The sequence below is a fragment of the Sorangium sp. So ce448 genome, assembly GCF_051520915.1.
GTDB classification, from domain to species: domain Bacteria; phylum Myxococcota_A; class Polyangia; order Polyangiales; family Polyangiaceae; genus Sorangium; species Sorangium cellulosum_B.
Genome location: NZ_CP150343.1, coordinates 9,472,897 through 9,490,586 on the forward strand (window position 1 = coordinate 9,472,897; position 17,690 = coordinate 9,490,586).

General features: G+C 71.3%; 14 protein-coding genes. 9 read left to right on the forward strand and 5 right to left on the reverse strand.

All coding sequences use genetic code 11. The features are described 5' to 3' along the window. Nucleotides 1-20: 20 nt before the first annotated feature. From prs to WMF45_RS35890, 3 genes are read right to left on the reverse strand one after another with little or no spacing between them, the layout of a single operon-like run. On the reverse strand, nt 21-944 hold the full coding sequence (gene prs, locus WMF45_RS35880) for a ribose-phosphate diphosphokinase (protein ID WP_437710034.1): 924 nt from the start codon (nt 942-944) through the stop codon (nt 21-23). Next, complete coding sequence (locus WMF45_RS35885) at nt 941-3,019, reverse strand: class I SAM-dependent methyltransferase (RefSeq protein ID WP_437710036.1); 2,079 nt, start codon at nt 3,017-3,019, stop codon at nt 941-943. The genes prs and WMF45_RS35885 overlap by 4 nt, the downstream gene beginning before the upstream one ends. Then, the gene (locus tag WMF45_RS35890; protein ID WP_437710038.1) at nt 3,016-4,047 is read right to left on the reverse strand and encodes a LolA family protein; all 1,032 of its coding nucleotides are present in this window, start codon (nt 4,045-4,047) and stop codon (nt 3,016-3,018) included. Before WMF45_RS35890 ends, WMF45_RS35885 begins: the two co-directional genes overlap by 4 nt. A 387-nt stretch (nt 4,048-4,434) precedes the next feature. Here WMF45_RS35890 and WMF45_RS35895 point away from each other — a divergent pair, with 387 nt between their 5' ends. Together WMF45_RS35895 and WMF45_RS35900 are read left to right on the forward strand one after the other, a co-directional pair. Then, on the forward strand, nt 4,435-5,709 hold the full coding sequence (locus WMF45_RS35895; RefSeq protein WP_437710040.1) for a SpoIIE family protein phosphatase: 1,275 nt from the start codon (nt 4,435-4,437) through the stop codon (nt 5,707-5,709). A 196-nt stretch (nt 5,710-5,905) separates the two neighbouring features. Then, nucleotides 5,906-6,424, forward strand: coding sequence for a nuclear transport factor 2 family protein (locus WMF45_RS35900; protein WP_437710042.1), 519 nt, complete (start codon nt 5,906-5,908; stop codon nt 6,422-6,424). Nucleotides 6,425-7,686: 1,262 nt separating this feature from the next. Here WMF45_RS35900 and WMF45_RS35905 read toward each other — a convergent pair. Next, on the reverse strand, nt 7,687-8,802 hold the full coding sequence (locus WMF45_RS35905) for an aminopeptidase (protein WP_437710044.1): 1,116 nt from the start codon (nt 8,800-8,802) through the stop codon (nt 7,687-7,689). Nucleotides 8,803-8,902: 100 nt separating this feature from the next. Next, nucleotides 8,903-10,249, reverse strand: a complete 1,347-nt coding sequence (locus WMF45_RS35910; protein WP_437710046.1) for a class I SAM-dependent methyltransferase — start codon at nt 10,247-10,249, stop codon at nt 8,903-8,905. A 419-nt stretch (nt 10,250-10,668) separates the two neighbouring features. Here WMF45_RS35910 and WMF45_RS35915 point away from each other — a divergent pair, with 419 nt between their 5' ends. From WMF45_RS35915 to WMF45_RS35945, 7 genes are all read left to right on the forward strand, one after another. Then, on the forward strand, nt 10,669-11,532 hold the full coding sequence (locus WMF45_RS35915; protein WP_437710048.1) for an urease accessory protein UreD: 864 nt from the start codon (nt 10,669-10,671) through the stop codon (nt 11,530-11,532). Nucleotides 11,533-11,586: 54 nt separating this feature from the next. Further along, nucleotides 11,587-12,288 (forward strand): urease subunit gamma, encoded by a 702-nt coding sequence (gene ureA / locus WMF45_RS35920; RefSeq protein ID WP_437710050.1) that lies wholly within the window; start codon nt 11,587-11,589, stop codon nt 12,286-12,288. Next, nucleotides 12,285-14,000 carry an urease subunit alpha gene (gene ureC, locus WMF45_RS35925; RefSeq protein ID WP_437710052.1) on the forward strand — a complete coding sequence of 572 codons (1,716 nt, stop codon included), beginning with the start codon at nt 12,285-12,287 and terminating at the stop codon, nt 13,998-14,000. Before ureA ends, ureC begins: the two co-directional genes overlap by 4 nt. A 121-nt stretch (nt 14,001-14,121) precedes the next feature. Further along, nucleotides 14,122-14,787: an urease accessory protein UreF gene (locus tag WMF45_RS35930; protein ID WP_437710054.1), complete on the forward strand. Its 666-nt coding sequence runs from the start codon at nt 14,122-14,124 to the stop codon at nt 14,785-14,787. A 9-nt stretch (nt 14,788-14,796) separates the two neighbouring features. Further along, nucleotides 14,797-15,651, forward strand: coding sequence for an urease accessory protein UreG (gene ureG / locus WMF45_RS35935; RefSeq protein ID WP_437710056.1), 855 nt, complete (start codon nt 14,797-14,799; stop codon nt 15,649-15,651). A 317-nt stretch (nt 15,652-15,968) separates the two neighbouring features. Then, nucleotides 15,969-16,829 carry a response regulator gene (locus WMF45_RS35940; protein ID WP_437710058.1) on the forward strand — a complete coding sequence of 287 codons (861 nt, stop codon included), beginning with the start codon at nt 15,969-15,971 and terminating at the stop codon, nt 16,827-16,829. Between the two features lie 147 nt (nt 16,830-16,976). Further along, nucleotides 16,977-17,672, forward strand: a complete 696-nt coding sequence (locus tag WMF45_RS35945; protein ID WP_437710060.1) for a succinate dehydrogenase cytochrome b subunit — start codon at nt 16,977-16,979, stop codon at nt 17,670-17,672. Nucleotides 17,673-17,690: the final 18 nt, after the last annotated feature.

The following is a 17,690-nucleotide window of genomic DNA, read 5'->3' on the forward strand; positions in this document are numbered from 1 at the left end:
CGCCGCTCGCCGGAGGTACCCTAGGTCTCCCGCTCGAGCGCGCGCACCAGCAGCGGCGCCACCGAGTGGAGGGCGCCGGGCGCATCGGCGAGCTGCTGGCTGCCAGGGTGCGAGTCGGTCCCGAGCAGCGTCGTGAACACGGAAGCCTTCCTGATCTTCTCGAGCGAGTCGCCCGGCAGGACGAGGTGGCTCGCGACGGCGTGGACCTTGGACGCGCCGGCGGCGAGGTAGGCGCGCCCCGCCTGGACGAGCGATGAGCCGGTGCGGACCATGTCATCGTAGATGACGACCTCGCGGCCCGAGACATCGGCGTTGATGCCGGTCACGCCGACGCCGTCGCCTCTCCGCTCCTTGTACACGAACGCCGGCTCGACGCCGAGGCCGCGGGCGAGGCTCTGCACCCATTTGGCCCGACCGGCGTCCGTCGCCGCCAGCACGTACGGGCGATCGCCCATCAGCTCGCGGACCGCCTGCGTGATGAGCGGAGCGCCGTAGAGGTGGCGCGTCACGTGCGAGTCGCTGAAGTAGAACTCGATGCCATCGGTGTGCAGATCGAAGAGGAAGATGCGCGTGCCCGCGTCGCACGAGGGGATCGCCGAGATGAGCCGCGCCCGCGTCTTCGCGGTCACCACCTCGCCCGGCTTCACGGCCCTCTCCATGGTCGCGTAGCCGAAATAAGGCATCACGATGGAGAGCGACCGCGCGCCTGCGCGCGAGATGGCGCAGCCGAGGTCGTAGATCTCGAGCCAGTCGAGGTCCCGGGGGGCGCCGCCGAGCAGGACCACGTCGCGCCCCCAGCAGTCGACCGCGACGCGCAGGTAGCGCTCGCCGTCGGGGAAGCTCTTGCGCTCGACGAGGCCGCGCTCGAAGTCGCCCGCGGCCAGGAAGGCAGCCTCGAGGTAGCTGTACGAGCTGATCGTGATGAGCAGGCGCCGCTGGCTCATCGCGCACCTCGGCGGGTCGTCCGGGCCGGAGCGGCGGGCCCTCGGCGCGCGCCCCGGGCAGCCGGGGCCTTCGCTGCCCTCGCGGGCGGCGCGGCCTTCGCGAACGGCGCGGCCTTCCCTGCCTTCGCGAACGGCGCGGCCTTCCCTGCCTTCGCGAACTGCGCGGCCTTCCCTGCCTTCGCGAACTGCGCGGCCTTCGCTGGCGGCGCAGCCTTCCCTGCCTTCGCGGGCGGCGCGCCCTCTCGGGCCCTCGCGGACGGCGCGCCCACGCTGGCGAGGACGCTCTTCAGGTGGGACTCCGCGCCTGGTTCGCTGGGAAAATCGATGGGATCGGGGAGATCTTTCATCTGCACGACGTCGCATCCTGCTTCACGCGCGGCCTCGTGCAAATGACGCCGGAACCTGGCGCGCGCGATGCCGCGGTGGTTGGTGCAGGCGAGCAGCCTGCCGCCCGGGGCGAGCACGCGGAAGGCGAGCGCGGCGAGCGCGCCGAAATCGCTCGCAGCGCTGAAGCGGCTCTTCTTCGTGGTCGCGAAGCTCGGCGGATCGAGCACGACGAGGTCGAAGCGCCGGTCGGACTGGGCGGCGGCCTTCAGCCACGGGAACACGTCGGCCTCGACAACGACGTGCGCCGCCGGGTCGGCGCCGATCGCGGCGAGGTTGTCGCGCGCCCAGGCGACGACGCCCCGGGACACGTCGACCGTCACGCTCTCGCGCGCGCCGCCGGCCACGGCCGCCACGGTGAACGCCCCCGTGTAGGCGAACAGGTTCAGCACCCGGGCCCCCCGGGCCAGCTCCCGCACCCGCCGCCGGTTCTCGCGCTGATCGAGGAAGATGCCGGTCGAGAGCCCGTCGCCGAGCCGCACCTTGAACGGCAAGCCGTGCTCGAGGACGGTGAACTCCTCCGGGGCGTCCTCCCCCCGGACGGCGTGCCGCGGCGCGAACTCCTCGCGCCGCGCGTCGACGATGACGCTCGCGTGCTTCGGGCGCGCCTTGACGTAGACGCCCTTCGCCCCGAGCCGGTGGGCCGCGTCGAGCACGAGGTCCCGCGGCGGCGCGCCCGGCTCGCCCTCGCCCGCGCCGAACAGCGACACGACGAGGTGCTCGCCGTACAGGTCGACGGAGACGGACGGGAGGCCGTCACCCGCGCCATGGACGAGCCGGAGCGCCGTCGTGTCGCCGGCGCGCGCGATCCCGTACCGCCGCTCGGCGGCCTCGCGCATGGCACGCTCGACGGCCGCGACGCCGCCCGCGTACGGGTCCGCCGGCGCGGCCGCGAGCCACGCCTCGAAGACTGCAGGCAGCTGCGAGCGGAAGGTCGCGGCCGCGCCCGTGGCCGGGTGATCGAGGCGGAGCTCGGCGGCGTGCAGGAGCAGGCGCGGGGCCTCGGGGCCGCCGTAGAGCGGATCGCCGGCGATGGGGAGGCCGATCGCCGCGAGCTGCACCCGGAGCTGATGCGTGCGGCCTGTCTCGGGCCGGAGCTCGAGCAGGGCGCGGTCGCCGCGGCGCTCGAGGAGGCGGTAGCGGGTGATCGCCAGCACGCCGCTCGCGGCCCGATCCTCCCGCTTCGCGGCCCGATCCTCGCGCCCCGCGGCCCGATCCTCGCGCCCCGCGGCCCGATCCTCGCGCCCCGCGGCCCGATCCTCTCGAGCCCCGCCGGTCTCGGCGAGCGCGCGCATCGCACCTCCCGGCGCCGGGACGAGGCGGTGCCGCAGGGTGCCGCGCGGCGGGCGATCGCCGAAGCCGGAGACCGCGGCGACGTACGTCTTCTGCACCGTGCGCCCCTCGAACTGCCGCGCGACGGCGGCGTTCGCCTCACGCCGCCGCGTGAACAGGAGGACGCCCGACGTGTCGCGATCGAGCCGCTGGTGGATCCCGAGGTACGCCTCCGCGTCGCCCCGGCCGCGGAGGAAGGCGCGGAGGCGCGTCACCATGTCGTCGATCCGCTCCGCCTCCGGCGCGTGCGTCGACAGGCCAGCCGGCTTGTCGACGACGATGAGATCGCCGTCCTCGGCGAGGATCCACGCCGGATGGATGTCGGGAAAGAGCTCCGGGAGCGAGAGGCGCGGGGTCATCCGTTCTGCTTGACGTCGGTGCCGGGCGGCGCCGTGAACTGGAACTCCGCCGGATCGATCGACGCGGGCTGCGACGCGTTCTCGAAGTCGAACCGGTTCCGGTTGCCCTGCGCGTCGACGATGAGGACGCGGCGCACGACGCCAGGGTCCTTCTTCGCGAGGAGCGCCTTGTCGATATAGAACATCACGACTTCGTAGTGGGGAGTCGGCGCGCGCGGCTTGCCGACGAGCACCGGGCCGCCCTCGAACTTCGCCTTGTCGTTGAAGGTGAACGTGAACGACGGGCGGAGCCCATGACCCATGAGGAACGAGAGGGCGCCCGGATACTCCGAGTTCTGCACCGGCGTGACGAACATCTGCCGGTCCTCGGCGACGTAGACCTTGAGCGACACGCCGTCGGAGACGATGCGGTTCTGGTTCGGCGGATCGTAGCGAAACGAGATCCTGTCCGGCTTCTGGACCGACAGCGTACCGCTCTGCTTCTTGACGGCCCCCGAGACCTTCTGCGTGTGCTCCTGCTTGAAGCGGGCGAAGTACGTCTTCTTGCCGACGAAGATCGCGTCGACCTCGGCCGCGACGGCGTCCGCGGATCCCGCCTCGGCGGGCGGCACAGCGGGCGGCGCCGCCGTGCCGGGCGCGGGCGCGGAGGTCGCCGCCGGCGCCTCGGCGCGCCCTCCGCCCGCGTCGCGCGCCGCCGCGTCGCCGGCGAGCGTCCCCGCGTCGCGCGCCGCCGTCGCGGCGCCCGCGTCCTCGCGCTTCCGACCCGCGTCCTCCGCCGGCGCGCCCGCGTCGGCCGGCACCGCCGCGTCCGTCGCCGCCGGAGCGCCCGCGCCGGGGGCCGCCTCGGGGGCGCTCGCCTGCGGCGGCGCGTCGGCCGGCTGCGGCGGCGCGGCGGCCGGCTGCGGCAGGGGCTGCGCGGCGGAGGGCGACGCGTCGGGCGCCGCGCCGGCGGGAGCGGGCGGCGCGTCGCAGGCCGCCACGACCAGGGCAACGGCCGGGACGAGGGCGACGAGGCGGAGGCGGTTCATCGAAGAGCTCGCTTTCAAGGAGAGTGCGTCGCGTGTTCTAGGACAGGTAGGGCCGAGGTGGTAGCGCCGACCTCCACCGCCCCGGTCCCTGCGCCGGCGGCATCGACCGCGACCTCGCGTCGTCGCGGGGGCGCTCGCGGCCGTCGTCGCTCGAAAAATGGCGCCGCGCCGAGGGCGGGGACGCCGGCGCTCGCCGGAGCACGCCAAGGGACGCCGGAGATCCCCACGGCGGCGGAACGACGGCGCGACGGGTGGCTGAGCGGCGGAACCCTGCCGGAACGCCGGAACGGCGGCGTGGGCACGCGCGGGCGACGAGATCGTCACGAGCACCCGGGGCGAGACCATGTCTTGACCCCTATTTCCACGTAGCCCAAACTCTCCGGCCGCATGCGCGTGGGCACTCCCTCCCTGATCGATGCGTCGTCGCTCATCCTGATCCTCGACGTCTCGCGCAAGCTCGCGGCGCCGTGTGATCTCACCGAGCTGCTCGAGCTCATCATCAAGACGGGGCGGGAGGTGATCGGCGCCGACCGCGGGAGCGTCTTCCTCTACGACGAGGAGGCCAAGGAGCTTTACTCCCGCGTCGCCACGGGCGAGGCCCAGATCCGCGTCAGCATCGACAAGGGCATCGCCGGGGAGTGCGCGCGCAAGCGCCAGACCATCCTCGTCGACGACTGCTATTCCGACCCGCGGTTCAATCAGGAGATCGACCGCCGGACGGGGTATCACACGAAATCCCTCATCACGGTCCCGCTCATCGGGCTCGACGACAAGCTCGTCGGCGTGCTCCAGATGCTGAATTCGAAGGCGGACCACTTCGGCCCGGACGAGCGCGACGTGGCGGAGCTGCTCGCGGCGCAGGCGGCCGTCGCCGTGCAGCGCACGCTCCTGCTCGAGGAGCGCATGATCAAGCTGAAGCTCGAGCACGATCTCACCATCGCGCGCGACATCCAGCAGAACATCCTCCTGCGGCGGCTGCCGCGCTGCCCCGGCTACTCGCTGTCGGCGTTCAGCAAGCCGGCGGACGACACGGGCGGCGACATCTACGACGTCATCCGTCTCGACGAGCGCGTGGACATGTCGCCGATGATCCTGCTGCTCGCCGACGCGGCCGGCCACGGCATCGGCCCCGCCCTCAGCGTGACCCAGTTCCGCGCGATGCTCCGCATCGGCCTGCGCCTCTCGGCCGACATGGACGCGCTCATGCACCACGTGAACCAGCAGCTCCTCGAGGACCTGCCGAACGACCGCTTCATCACGGCGTTCCTCGGCATCCTCGACCCGACGACGCACCAGCTCCGCTTCCACGCGGCCGGGCAGGGGCCGCTGCTCCACTACCGGGCGGCCGAGGGCCAGGTCGTGTGGCGCGATCCGTCGACCGTCCCGCTCGGCATGTTCAAGGATCTCGACCTGCCCCCGACGCCGCCCCTCGTGATGGCGCCGGGCGATCTCCTCGTTCTGCTGACCGACGGCTTCTACGAGTACCAGGACGCCGCCGGGCAGGTGTTCGGCAAGGAGCGCGTCGGCGACCTCATCCATCGCCTGCACGCGCGCCCCACGTCCGACATCCTGGGCGCGCTCCTCGCCGAGGTGCGCCGCTTCGCCGGCTCGGCCAAGCAGATCGACGACCTCACCGCGCTGCTCGTGAAGCGCGACGCCTAGAGCGAACCCGAGCGGGCCCGACCCGGAGCGGGGCCCACCGCGAGAACGCGGGCGTCGTCGACATCGGCGACGGGTTCGCGGCCGTCTGCTCCTGCTCGAGGCGTGCCTCGAGATCTTCGCGGAGGCGCCAGCGGAATCGACCCGGCGATTCCGCGGCGCCGCGCGCTCACGCGGCGCCTTCGCCTATACTCGCAGCATGAAGCGCTGGATCCCGCTCGGGCTCATCGCCGCCGGCGCCGTCCTCGGCGCGGCGGCGCTGCTGCTATCGCCCTCCGAGGAGGAACGGATCCGCGACCGGCTCACCCAGCTCGAGAACGCGGTGCGCATCGACGACGGCGAGCGGAATCCGCTGGTGCGCCACGGCCGCATTCGCGGTGAGTTCGCCGAGATCTTCACGAAGGAGGCGAGCGCCCGCATCGCCGAGATCGGCGACAGCCTCCGCGGCCGCGACGAGCTCGCGAACGCGGCGACCCAGGCAGCCGTCGTCTATCAGACCGCGGAGGTGAGCCTGGGTGGCACGGAGATCCAGATCGACCCGGCCGGCATGACGGCGAAGGTGACCGCCACCGCGACGGTCACGGGCGCCCGGCATGGGCATGAGGCCCGGCGGGACGAGCTGCCCGTGGTGCTGCGGCTCGAGAAGATCGACGGCGAGTGGAAGATCGTCTCTGCCACCGTCCACCCCAGGCACACACCTGGCGACGACGGCCGCTGACAACCGCGCTCAAGCCCCGAGACGCAGCCAACAGCGAGCTTCGCGGCGTCGAGGGCACGCCAGGGAAGCGCTCATGCGCACCAAAAAAGAAAGGCCGGTCGGGAAGAACCCGCCGGCCTGAGGCCCGCTTTCGCGGACCCACCGGGACCGCACAGGGGCGCCGGTGGAGGGGAGTCCACCGGAGTCCTGGAGAGGCCCGCGATCAAAAGAGATCAGAAGTCAGAAGATAGAAGTCAGGAAAGCAATACGAAGCGCAATCAAGTAAAGAGCGAAGATAAAGCGAAGAAGACGGGCGGAAGACTAAGACAATCCGAGAAGCCAGTCAAACCGAAAGATGAAGCTGAAGCGAAGTGCAAAGCGCGAACCGGAACCGAACGAGCAAGCTCAAGCGAAGCAGGGGAGAAGCTGAAGCAAAGCGGGAAGCAGGGTCAACATCGAGAGCGGCACAACAGATAAGAAAAGCTGAGACCGAGGTCTGACAAGCTGGTCATGCTAAGCCAACTCAATTGGCGACGCGCGTCGCGCGTGCCTCGGCCATCCCTCCTTAATCGCCTCGTGAGGCGTCTGTCGTCACGTGAACCGAAGCTGTCCGCCGGCACCCGGCGACAAGTCAATCAAGGAGCCCGATACCGCAAGAGCCATGGCATCCGGGTGACGGCGGGGTCGCGATCGCTCGGCTAGCGCCGCCGATCACCTCGCTTGGCGTCCCCCCCGAAGACCGGGGCTGCATTGCGAAGGTCATGCCAGGGGTCCCCCCTTCGAGTCCGCATGAAACAGGACGACGAGCAGGGGCGACATCTGGTGGATACATAGAGCAACCGGCGGGCCAACGGCGAAGGGGCCGCGGTCCTGGCGCCCAGCAGCCAAAATTGCCGCTGAAACCCTCCCTCCGAGGCGCGCGCGCGACCTCGAAGGCCAGCACCGGTCATACATTTCCGCAGGGACTGGTCCGATCCAGGGATGGGTTCAGATCCAGAACGCAAAGCGTACCTGGACATGAATATGTTCACCATCGAGCCGCTGGACGCCCTGCATTGCACCGTGGAAGCGAAGAAGTGCACGAGGGCAGGACGACTGCCATCGACGCTTTGCGTCGTATCTCGACGGCGTGCTCCCCGCCAAAGGCGCAGCGCGCTACGCGGCGCAGCCCGCAATACGCAGCGCGGCGCGCAGCTCACCGCACATCGGCGCAGCGCACGGCACATGGCAGAGCTCGCGGCGCACAAGGGCGCAGCTCGCGGCGCACAGCGCAGCTCGCTGGACTACCTGCAGCCGGCCTCGATCAGCGGCTCGACCACCCGGGCGATGTTCTCCTGGGGCTCGGAGAACCTGTGGCGCTCGAGCCTCCGCAACGCGCCCAGGAACCTCGGCCAGCTGCCGCCGCAGGTCGCGAGCAGCGCCCGGAGCTCAGGAGTCCCCGAGTTGTAGACACGGAACTGCACGAGCGACGCGTTGTTGATCGGACGCCGCGCCCCGATGTCGGCCTTGAGCCGGGCGAGCACCGCGTCCTTCTCCGCCCGCTTCTCGGCGTCGGGCGCAGGGGACGCATACAGCCGATTGAGGTGGACGTAGGCCGCGTGCAGCGCGCGCGTCCGCACCTCGCTCCTCTCCATCTCCCTCATGTAGGCCGTCTTCTCCGCGGAGAAGGGGCCCACCCGCTCGTCCAGGTAATGCTTGGTGAGCTCGTCCCCGACGAAGCTCGCGAGGCTCTCGTTCAACCTCGTCTGCCCCTTCACGTACAGCGTCGCGTGCAGCGACTCGTGGAGCACCACGTTGGCGAGGTCGCCGAGCGCCTCGTCCCCGTCCGAGATCATCGTGGACAGGACCGGATCCTCGAGCCAGCCGAGCGTCGAGTAGGCGCCCGCCGCGCGCACGTCGACGTCCCAGCCGGCCGCCTTGAGCGGCGCCGCGAACGCCTTGGCATCCTTGAGATCGAACCACCCCATGTAGGGGACCGTACCCACGATAGGAAAACTCCATGTCTTCGAGCGGAACCGCAGCGGCTCACACGCGCTCACCACCCAGACCGCGGCTGGGCGATCGAGCTCGACATACGTCCTGTAATTGCCGGTCGGGGTCAGCCCGTGGCGCTCCCCGAAGCGCTTGATGTGCGGGACCTCGCGCAGCAGCGCGCGCGTCCGCCACGGCTTGCGGGCGTCGAAGGCGGCGTCCTCGAGCGACTCGGCGCGCCAGGCCATCGAGAGCTGGCCGGCGCCCGCCTGCGCGATGTAGCGGACCTGGGTACACGATGCGAGCAGGAGACAGAGCGCGACGAGCCCCGCGGCGGCGCAGACCAGGCGCGCCGCGGAGCGAGGGCGCGACACGGACCACGAGGGCGCGGCGCCGCGACGGGCGCTGGCCGCAAGCCTTTCGCTCATCCTTAGCTGATAGCTGGCCGCGCGGGCTAAACAAGCTCTTCCGCGCAATCGACGCGCGCGCCGCGCGCCCCACGCGCACGCGCGGGGCGCGCCCGACAGATCAGGACGGCAGCGCCGCCCCCCACGAACTGTTCTGCACGGCCGGGACGATCGGCGCGCGTTCGCGCAACGAGGGCTCCTCCGTGGCATAGAGGGGCTCGCGTGCGAGGGGGTAGTCGCGTGGAGCCCCGTTCGCCAGCACCATCTGGATGGCGCCGAGGTGCCCGCTGCGGAACGCGGCGGCCGCGCACGCGAGATAGAACTCCCACGTCCTCATGAAGGCGTTGTCGAAGCCGGTGACCCGCTCGATCTTCTCCCTGTTCTCCAGGAAATTACGGCGCCAGCAGCGCGCCGTGAGCGCGGAGTGGCGCCGCAGGTTCTCCGCGTCGAGCACGTCGAGGCCGCGCGCCGAGGCGCGCGTCGCCATCCCCTGGAGCGAAGGAGGCCAGTACCCCGGGAAGATGTGCTTTTGCAGGAAGGGGTCAGTCCGCGACGACTCCTGCTCTCTCGTGACGCTCTCGAGCAGGCACACGCCGCCCGGGGCGAGCAGCGCCTTCACCCTGTCATAGAACACCTCGATACGACGCTCGCCGGCATGGCACATCGAGCCGAGGGAGACGAGCCGATCCCACCGCGGCTCGTCCTCGAGCTCGTCGCAGCTCATCACGCGGACCTCGACCGGGAGCCGCCGCGCGGCCGCCTGCTCGCGGATGTACCTCGCCTGGTTCTCGCAGAGGGTGATACCGAGGCACTGCACCCCGTACGCCTCCGCGGCGTGGAACATGAGGTGCCCCCATCCGCAGCCGAGATCCACGAGCCGTTGCCCGCGCCGGAGCGCGAGCTTCCGCGCGACGAGGGAGATCTTGTGCGCCTGCGCGTCGTCGAGCGTCTCGCCCGGAGAGCTGAAGTAACCACACGACGTCTGGAGGCGCCTGTCCAGGTAAAGAGGGTAAAAGTCGTTGCCCAGCCCATAGTGACGCTCGACGGCGAGCCTCTCGCGCTTCGCCGCCCCGGAGAGCAGCCCGAGCCGGAGCGCGTCGAGCACGCCCGACAGGCCGCGGTCGAACGACGACGACGCGGGCACGAGGCGCGGCAGGCGCGCCTCCACGGACCGAGCGAGCTGGAAGAGGCCCGCGAGCGAGTCCTCGAGATCTCCCTCGAACGTGACCTCGCGCCGGACATACGCCTCACCGAGGCCGAGCGTGCCCCGGAGCGCCGTCTCGCAGAGCGACCGACGCGTCCTGAACGTCACGGCGAACTCGGGAGCGCCCGCGCCGAAGCGCAGCCGCTCGCCGCCCCAGAAGCGCAGCTCGAACGGGGTCCCGCCGTGGCGCTCCAGCAGGCGCGACGCCGCTTCCTTGAATCGACGAGACCACGGCGGCATTTCGCCCTTCCTGACGATGAACATCGGACCCCCTCCGCGGCCCCCCGGCCGCCCGACGAGCTGACCCGAGCTGGGCTTTCCCGTCAAGCAACATGTCATCCATGCAAACGACATCACAGCGAGTCACGTAACGCCCAGAGCGGTCGGAGGACACCCCGGACACGCGCTGTCGTCAGGGAGAGGAGGAACGCAGTGGCTGGCTCGCTCATAACACCGGAGTGGTGTTCGGGAGAGTCCTGACAGCATGCTCACATGTCCGGGATGTTTCATGTTCCAGGCGAAGGAGGGAAATCGGGAAGATGACTCGAATTTCTCCCTACCTTCCTGGTCGTGTTCCTGGTCGCGTGGCGTACCCATGCCCTGTGTGCGCTGCCCCCTCGCGCCCGGTAGGCGCCTGAGCTCCCTCGCGGCCGGGGCGCGGTCCGTGGTACGCACGCCGGCCCGTGACCACGCCCAGCGATCCTCCCGCCGCCCTGCGAGACCTGCCGCCGCCCGCGCGGCGCGCAGGGAAGGCCGGCAGCGGTGAGCTCGTGTTCACGAGCGTCGCGGGGCGCACCGTGCTCGAGAAGGCGCTCGCCAGGAGCCCGCTCAAGCTGCTCGCTCCGAGGAACCACGGGCAGGCAGCGTGGGTGTTCGTCGCGAGCTTCGGCGGCGGCCTCGTCGGCGGCGACGAGCTCCACCTCCACGCGCGCGTCGGTCGCGGGGCCGCCGCGCTGCTCAGCACCCAGGCCTCGACCAAGGTCTACCGTTCGCCTCTCGGCAGCCGCCAGCGCCTCGCGGCCGAGGTTCAAGCAGGCGGGCTCCTCGTCGCGATCCCCGATCCGGTCGTCTGCTTCGCGGGCTCGCGGTACGAGCAGGACATCGACGTCGCGCTCGCCGACGACGCGTCGCTCGTGCTCGTCGACGCGCTGTCCTCGGGCCGGAGCGCGCGGGGCGAGCGCTGGGCGTTCGACCGGTACGCGTCGCGCATCCGGGTGAGCCGCGGCGGGCGGGCCGTGCTGCTCGAAGCGACGCGGCTCGATCCCGCGCACGGCGCGCTGCTCGAGCGCATGGGGCGCTTCGACGCGCTCGCGACGTTCGTCGCGCTCGGCCCGCGCGTCGCGGGCGCGGCGGAGGCGCTGCTCGCGCCGCGGCCGCCGCCCGAGCGGCGCGCCGAGCTCGTCGCGTCGGCCAGCCCGCTCCGGGGCGGCGGCGCCGTCGTGCGCGTCGCGGGCACGAGCGTCGAGCGCGTGGCCGGCTTCCTCCGCGGCGCGCTCGGCTTCCTCGCGGGTGAGCTCGGTGATGATCCGTTCGCACGAAAGTGGTAGCGTCGCGCCGCGCCGGCAAAGCCGCGGCGTCGCCGCGCCGGAGAGAGGGCGAACATGCACCTTGCGCCTCGTGATCTCGACAAGCTCGTGCTGCACGGCGCGGGCTTCCTCGCCCAGAAGCGCCTCGCGCGCGGGGTCAGGCTCAACTACCCGGAGGCCGTCGCGCTCATCGCGACGCAGATCCTCGAGCTGATCCGCGACGGCCGCAGCGTCGCCGAGCTCATGGACGTGGGCCGCCGCCTGCTCGGGCGCGCGCAGGTGATGGCCGGCGTCCCCGAGATGGTCGCCGAGGTCCAGGTGGAAGGGACCTTCCCCGACGGGACGAAGCTCGTCACCGTCCACCACCCGATCGCGCTCGAGCACGGCGATCTCGCGCTCGCGCTCTACGGCAGCTTCCTCCCCGTGCCCGACGTGTCGCTCTTCCAGCCCGCAGGCCAGGGCGAGGCGGCGGCCGAGCCGACGCCCGGCGAGGTGCTCGTGAAGCCCGGCGAGATCGAGCTCTCCCCCGGCCGGCGGCGGCTCTCCCTCCCCGTGAAGAACCTGGGCGACCGGCCGATCCAGGTGGGCAGCCACTACCCGTTCTCGGAGACGAACCGCGCGCTCGAGTTCGACCGGGCGGCGGCGGCGGGGATGCGGCTCGACATCCCCGCGGGCACCGCGGTCCGCTTCGAGCCGGGCGACGAGAAGACGATCACGCTGGTGCAGGTCGGCCCGCACGGGGCGGCGCACGCCGCGCGGGAGGAGCAGCAGGCATGAGCCACAGGATTCAGCGGCGGCACTATGTCGATATCTACGGGCCGACGGTCGGCGACCGGGTGCGGCTCGGCGACACCGGCCTCATCGCCGAGGTCGAGCGGGATCACACGTCCTACGGCGACGAGTGCAAGTTCGGCGGCGGCAAGGTGCTGCGCGATCGCATGGGGCAGATGCCCGGCGCCTCGAACGACGAGGCGCTCGACTGCGTCATCACGAACGCGCTCATCGTCGACTGGACCGGCGTCTACAAGGCCGACATCGGCATCAAGCGCGGCCGCATCGCGGCGATCGGCAAGGCCGGCAACCCGAAGGTGATGGCCGGCGTCACGCCGGGAATGATCGTCGGCGTGACGACGGAGGTCATCGCCGGCGAGGGCCACATCGTCACGGCCGGGGGCGTCGACGCGCACATCCATTTCATCTGCCCGCAGCAGGGGTACGAGGCGCTCGCAGCGGGCGTCACCACGTTCGTCGGCGGCGGCACGGGCCCGGCGACGGGCACGAACGCGACGACGTGCACCCCGGGCGCCCGCCACATCTCGCTGATGCTGCAGGCGACGGACGTCCTGCCGCTCAACATCGGCCTCACGGGCAAGGGCAACACCTCGTCGCCCGAGGGGCTGCTCGAGCAGGTGCGCGCCGGCGCCGTCGGGCTGAAGCTCCACGAGGACTGGGGGACGACCCCGCCCGCCATCGACTGCTGCCTCAGCTTCGCCGAGCACGAGGACATCCAGGTCACGCTCCACACCGACACGCTGAACGAGTCGGGCTACGTCGACGACTCCATCGCGGCGTTCAAGGGCAGGACGATCCACTCCTACCACTCCGAGGGCGCGGGCGGCGGGCACGCGCCCGACATCCTGCGCATCTGCGGCGAGCCGAACGTCATCCCGAGCTCGACGAACCCGACGCGCCCGTACACGGTCAACACGCTCGACGAGCACCTCGACATGCTCATGGTCTGCCACCACCTCGACCGGAACATCCCGGAGGACGTGGCGTTCGCCGAGAGCCGCATCCGCGGCGAGACCATCGCGGCCGAGGACATCCTGCACGACCTCGGCGCGATCAGCATCATCTCGAGCGACAGCCAGGCGATGGGCCGCGTCGGCGAGGTGATCACGAGGACCTGGCAGACCGCGCACAAGATGCGGGACCAGCGCGGCCGGCTGCCCGAGGAGCAGGGCGACAACGACAACTTCCGGATCCGCCGCTACGTGGCCAAGTACACGATCAACCCGGCCATCGCGCACGGCATGTCCCACGAGATCGGGTCGGTCGAGCCGGGCAAGCTCGCGGACCTCGTGCTGTGGCGGCCCCAGATGTTCGGCGTGCGCCCGGAGCTCGTGATCAAGGGCGGCCTCATCGCCTGGGCGCAGATGGGCGATCCGAACGCGTCGATCCCGACGCCTCAGCCGTACTACATGCGCCCGATGTTCGGCTCGCTCGGCGCGGCCGTCGGCGAGACGAGCATCGCGTTCGTGTCGAGCCGCGCCATGGACGAGGGGAGCATCCGCCGGCTCGACCTGAAGAAGCGCCTCTCGGCGGTCCGCCGGTGCCGCAAGATCGGCAAGGCCGACATGCGCCTCAACAGCACGCTCCTGCCGATCACGGTCGATCCCGAGACGTACGAGGTGCGGGCCGGCGGCGAGCTCCTCCGCTGCGACCCCGCGAAGATCCTGCCCCTCGCGCAGAGGTACAGCCTCTTCTGAGGCGGGGAGCTCGGCCTCGGCGGCCCGGCGCCCGCGGGTTCACTTTCTCTCCGTCTGCTTCCGTCTGCTTCCGTCCGCTCCCTCTGATCCTGTCTGATTCTGTCCGCTTCCATCCGCGCGCATGAACAGGTGGCTCCTCCTCCAGCTCTCCGACTCCGCGTTCCCGGTCGGAGGGTTCGCGCACTCCGCGGGCCTGGAGGCGGCGGTGCAGCTCGGCGAGGTCGGGCCCGGGGGGCGAGCGCTCTCGTCGTTCGTCGCGAGCGCGCTCTGGCAGGTGGGCCTCGGCGCCCTGCCGCTCGTGCGGGCCGCGCATGAGCGCCCGCTCGACATCGCGGCCGTCGACGACGCCTGCGACGCCTTCCTCGTGAACCACGTCGCGAACCGGGCGAGCCGGACGCAGGGCCGCGCGTTCCTCGCGACGAGCGCGCGCGTCTTCCCCTCCGCCGAGATCCGCCGCCTCGACGCCGCCGTGCGGGCGCGGGAGGCGCTCGGCCACCACGCGCCGGCGTTCGGCGCGACCCTCGCGGCGCTCGGCGTCCCGCGCGAGGACGCGCACGCCGTCTACCTGCACGCCTCGCTCCGCGGCGTCGTCTCGGCGGCGGTGCGCCTCGGGCTCATCGGGCCGCTGGAGGCACAGCGACTGCAACTCGAGAGCGCGCCGCTCCTCGACGCGGTGCTCCATGAGTGTGAAGATCACGGCGTCGATGAGCTCGCGCAGCCGGCGCCGCTCCTCGATCTCTTCGGGGCCACGCAGGATCGGCTCTACTCGCGTCTCTTTCAATCGTGAGGTGACAGCATGCACGACCCCGGCGAGCACGGGCACGGGCACAACGGCCACGACCACGTTCACGACCACGACCACGACCACGTTCACGACCACGGCCACGACCACGACCACGGCCACGACCACGTTCGCGGGGGTGGCCACAGGCACGCGCATGCGCACGGAGACGAGCACACGCACGAGCACTGGGCGCATCCGGGGCTCTTCAGCGAGCGGGATGCGCCGAAGGACCGCGATTTCTCCGCGCGCGCGTTCACGGTGGGGATCGGGGGGCCCGTAGGCAGCGGCAAGACGGCGCTCGTGCTCGCGCTCTGCCGCGCGCTGCGCGACAGGATGCCCCTCGGCGTCGTCACGAACGACATCTTCACCCAGGAGGACGCCGAGTTCCTGCACCGCAACAAGGCGCTGCCGCCGGAGCGCATCCGCGCGGTGGAGACCGGCGGCTGCCCGCACGCGGCGATCCGCGAGGACATCAGCCACAACCTCGTCGCGCTCGACGACCTCATGGATCACGTCGCGCCCGCGCTCCTCATCGTCGAGAGCGGCGGCGACAACCTCGCCGCCCAGTACAGCCGGGAGCTCGTCGACTACACGATCTACGTGATCGACGTCGCCGGCGGCGACAAGGTGCCGCGCAAGGGCGGACCGGGCATCACGCAGTCGGATCTGCTCGTCATCAACAAGACCGATCTCGCTCCGCACGTCGGCGCCGACCTCGGCGTCATGGAGCGGGACGCCCGGAGGATGCGGGGCGACGGGCCCTTCCTGTTCGCGCAGTGCAACCGGAGCCAGGGAGTCCCCGAGATCATTGACCACATCCTCTCCGCCATGCGCCGCGCGACCACCACGGCGCCTCCCGCGAAATAGGCCTCTATCGCGCGCCTCCCGCTGCGAGAAGCGCTCACGCTCCACAGGAGTCGGCATACCGGAGCACATCTGCGCCGGGCGCGCGGCGCCGCCCCCTGTTAAAGGAGGACAGCGGCAACGCCGCTTCGACTTCCGTTTCGCTGGAATACCGGTTCTATTGGACCGTAGGCGGACTTCGGACGGGTGGTAGAGGGCGGAGAGGGCTCCGCCGGGCGGAGCGGCTTCCACCACGACCGCCGCGGTCGCCACGCGATCACGGCAGCGCCGGATGGCGAGGCGCGCGGCGCACCCGTCGTAGACCAGAGGAGGAGGCATCAGTGAGCCAGGCCCGACCCCATGTGCTGGTGGTGGACGCCGAGAAGAGGGTCCTCGACAGGCTCGCGCTCGAGCTGAACCAGGGCGGCTTCGACGTCACCTGCGCCGAGAGCGGGCTCGCGGCGATCGAGCTCGTCAAGGCGCGCCGCTTCGACCTCGTCGTCGCCGATGTGGGGGCGCTCGGCATGGAGGGCGCCGGGACCATCGCCGCGCTCAAGGCGCTCGGCCCGGACCTCGAGATCATCGTCGGCGCCCCGTGCTCGAGCGCGCAGGCCGCCGTGGAGTGCATCGAGCTCGGCGCCTACGACATGCTGGAGAAGCCCTACGACATCGATGACCTGAAGCGGATGCTCGAGGCGGCGATGCTGCGCACCCACCTCGACGCCGTGGCGGCCGTCCACCAGGCGAGCGCCGCCCTCGTCGCGTCCCTCTCGCGGGACGACTTCCCCGAGCGCGCCGTGGATCTCGCGGCGAAGGTCGTCTATACGACCGGCGCGGCGCTCTCGCTGGCGCTCGATCAAGGGGCCGCCCTGTACCAGGCGGCCTCCGGCGCCGAGGTGCCCGCGGCGTTCATCGCGCGGCTCGCCGGGCGCATCGAGGGCGCGCTCGCGCCTGTTCGCCTGTCCGCGGACGACGCGCCCGATCTCCTCTGTACCGCAGAGGGCGATCGCTTCGGCGCCGCCATCGTCGCGCCGCTCCGCCTGGGCGAGAGCTCGTTTGGCGGCCTCGTGGTGCTCCGCGACGAGCGCCTGCCGGCGTTCACCAGCCAGGAGGAGCAGGCCATCGGCATCTTCGCGATTGAGCTCGCGCTCGCCTTTTACGGCCACAAGGTACGGCGCTCGCTCGGCCCCTGCGCCGCCTGACGCGCGCGGGGATGGATGAGGCGCGCTTCCGCGCGCGGCGCGCTCGTCCGCGTCGAGATCTGCGGCGAGCGCCCGCAAATTCTTCGGCGATCGAGCCCAAGATTCCCTCTGGCTAACGCGTTCGCACCCCACTAAAGGAGGGGAGCGATGAGCCCCACCGCTGCACCATCGACTCTCCCCGCCAGGGCCCAGCGCGCCGCGACCTTCTACCGGGACCTCGTCGGCAAGAAGATCGCGATGGCGCTGAGCGGCGTCATCTTCTTCGGCTTCGTGATCGGCCACATGGCCGGCAACCTCCAGGTCTTCCTCGGCCGGCAGAAGTTCAACGACTATGCCGCCTTCCTCCACGGGACGCCCTCCCTGCTCTGGGGGACGCGGATCGTCCTCCTCGCCTCCCTCATCGTCCACGTCTACACGGGCGTGACGCTCGCGCAGCACAGCCGCGCTGCCCGGCCGGTCCCCTACCAGGTGAAGGGGCAGCGGCGCCCGAACGTCGCCGCGCGGACGATGCTGCTGAGCGGCGGCGTCCTCGGCGCCTTCATCGTCTATCACCTGCTCCACCTGACGACGGGCACCGTGCACCCCGACTTCGTGCCGCTGGACGCCTACGACAACGTCGTGAAGGGCTTCAGCCCGGGCCCCGCGGCGATTGCCTACGTCGTGGCGATGGGCCTGCTCGCGCTGCACCTCTACCACGGCGCGTGGAGCATGTTCCAGTCGGTGGGCTTCAACCACCCGCGCTACTCGCCGGCGCTCAAGAAGTTCGCCGCCGCGTCGTCGATCCTGCTCTTCGCCGGCTTCTCGTCCATCCCGCTGGCCGTCCTGTTCGGCATCGTCCGCTGAGCCCGGAGCGTCCGTCAT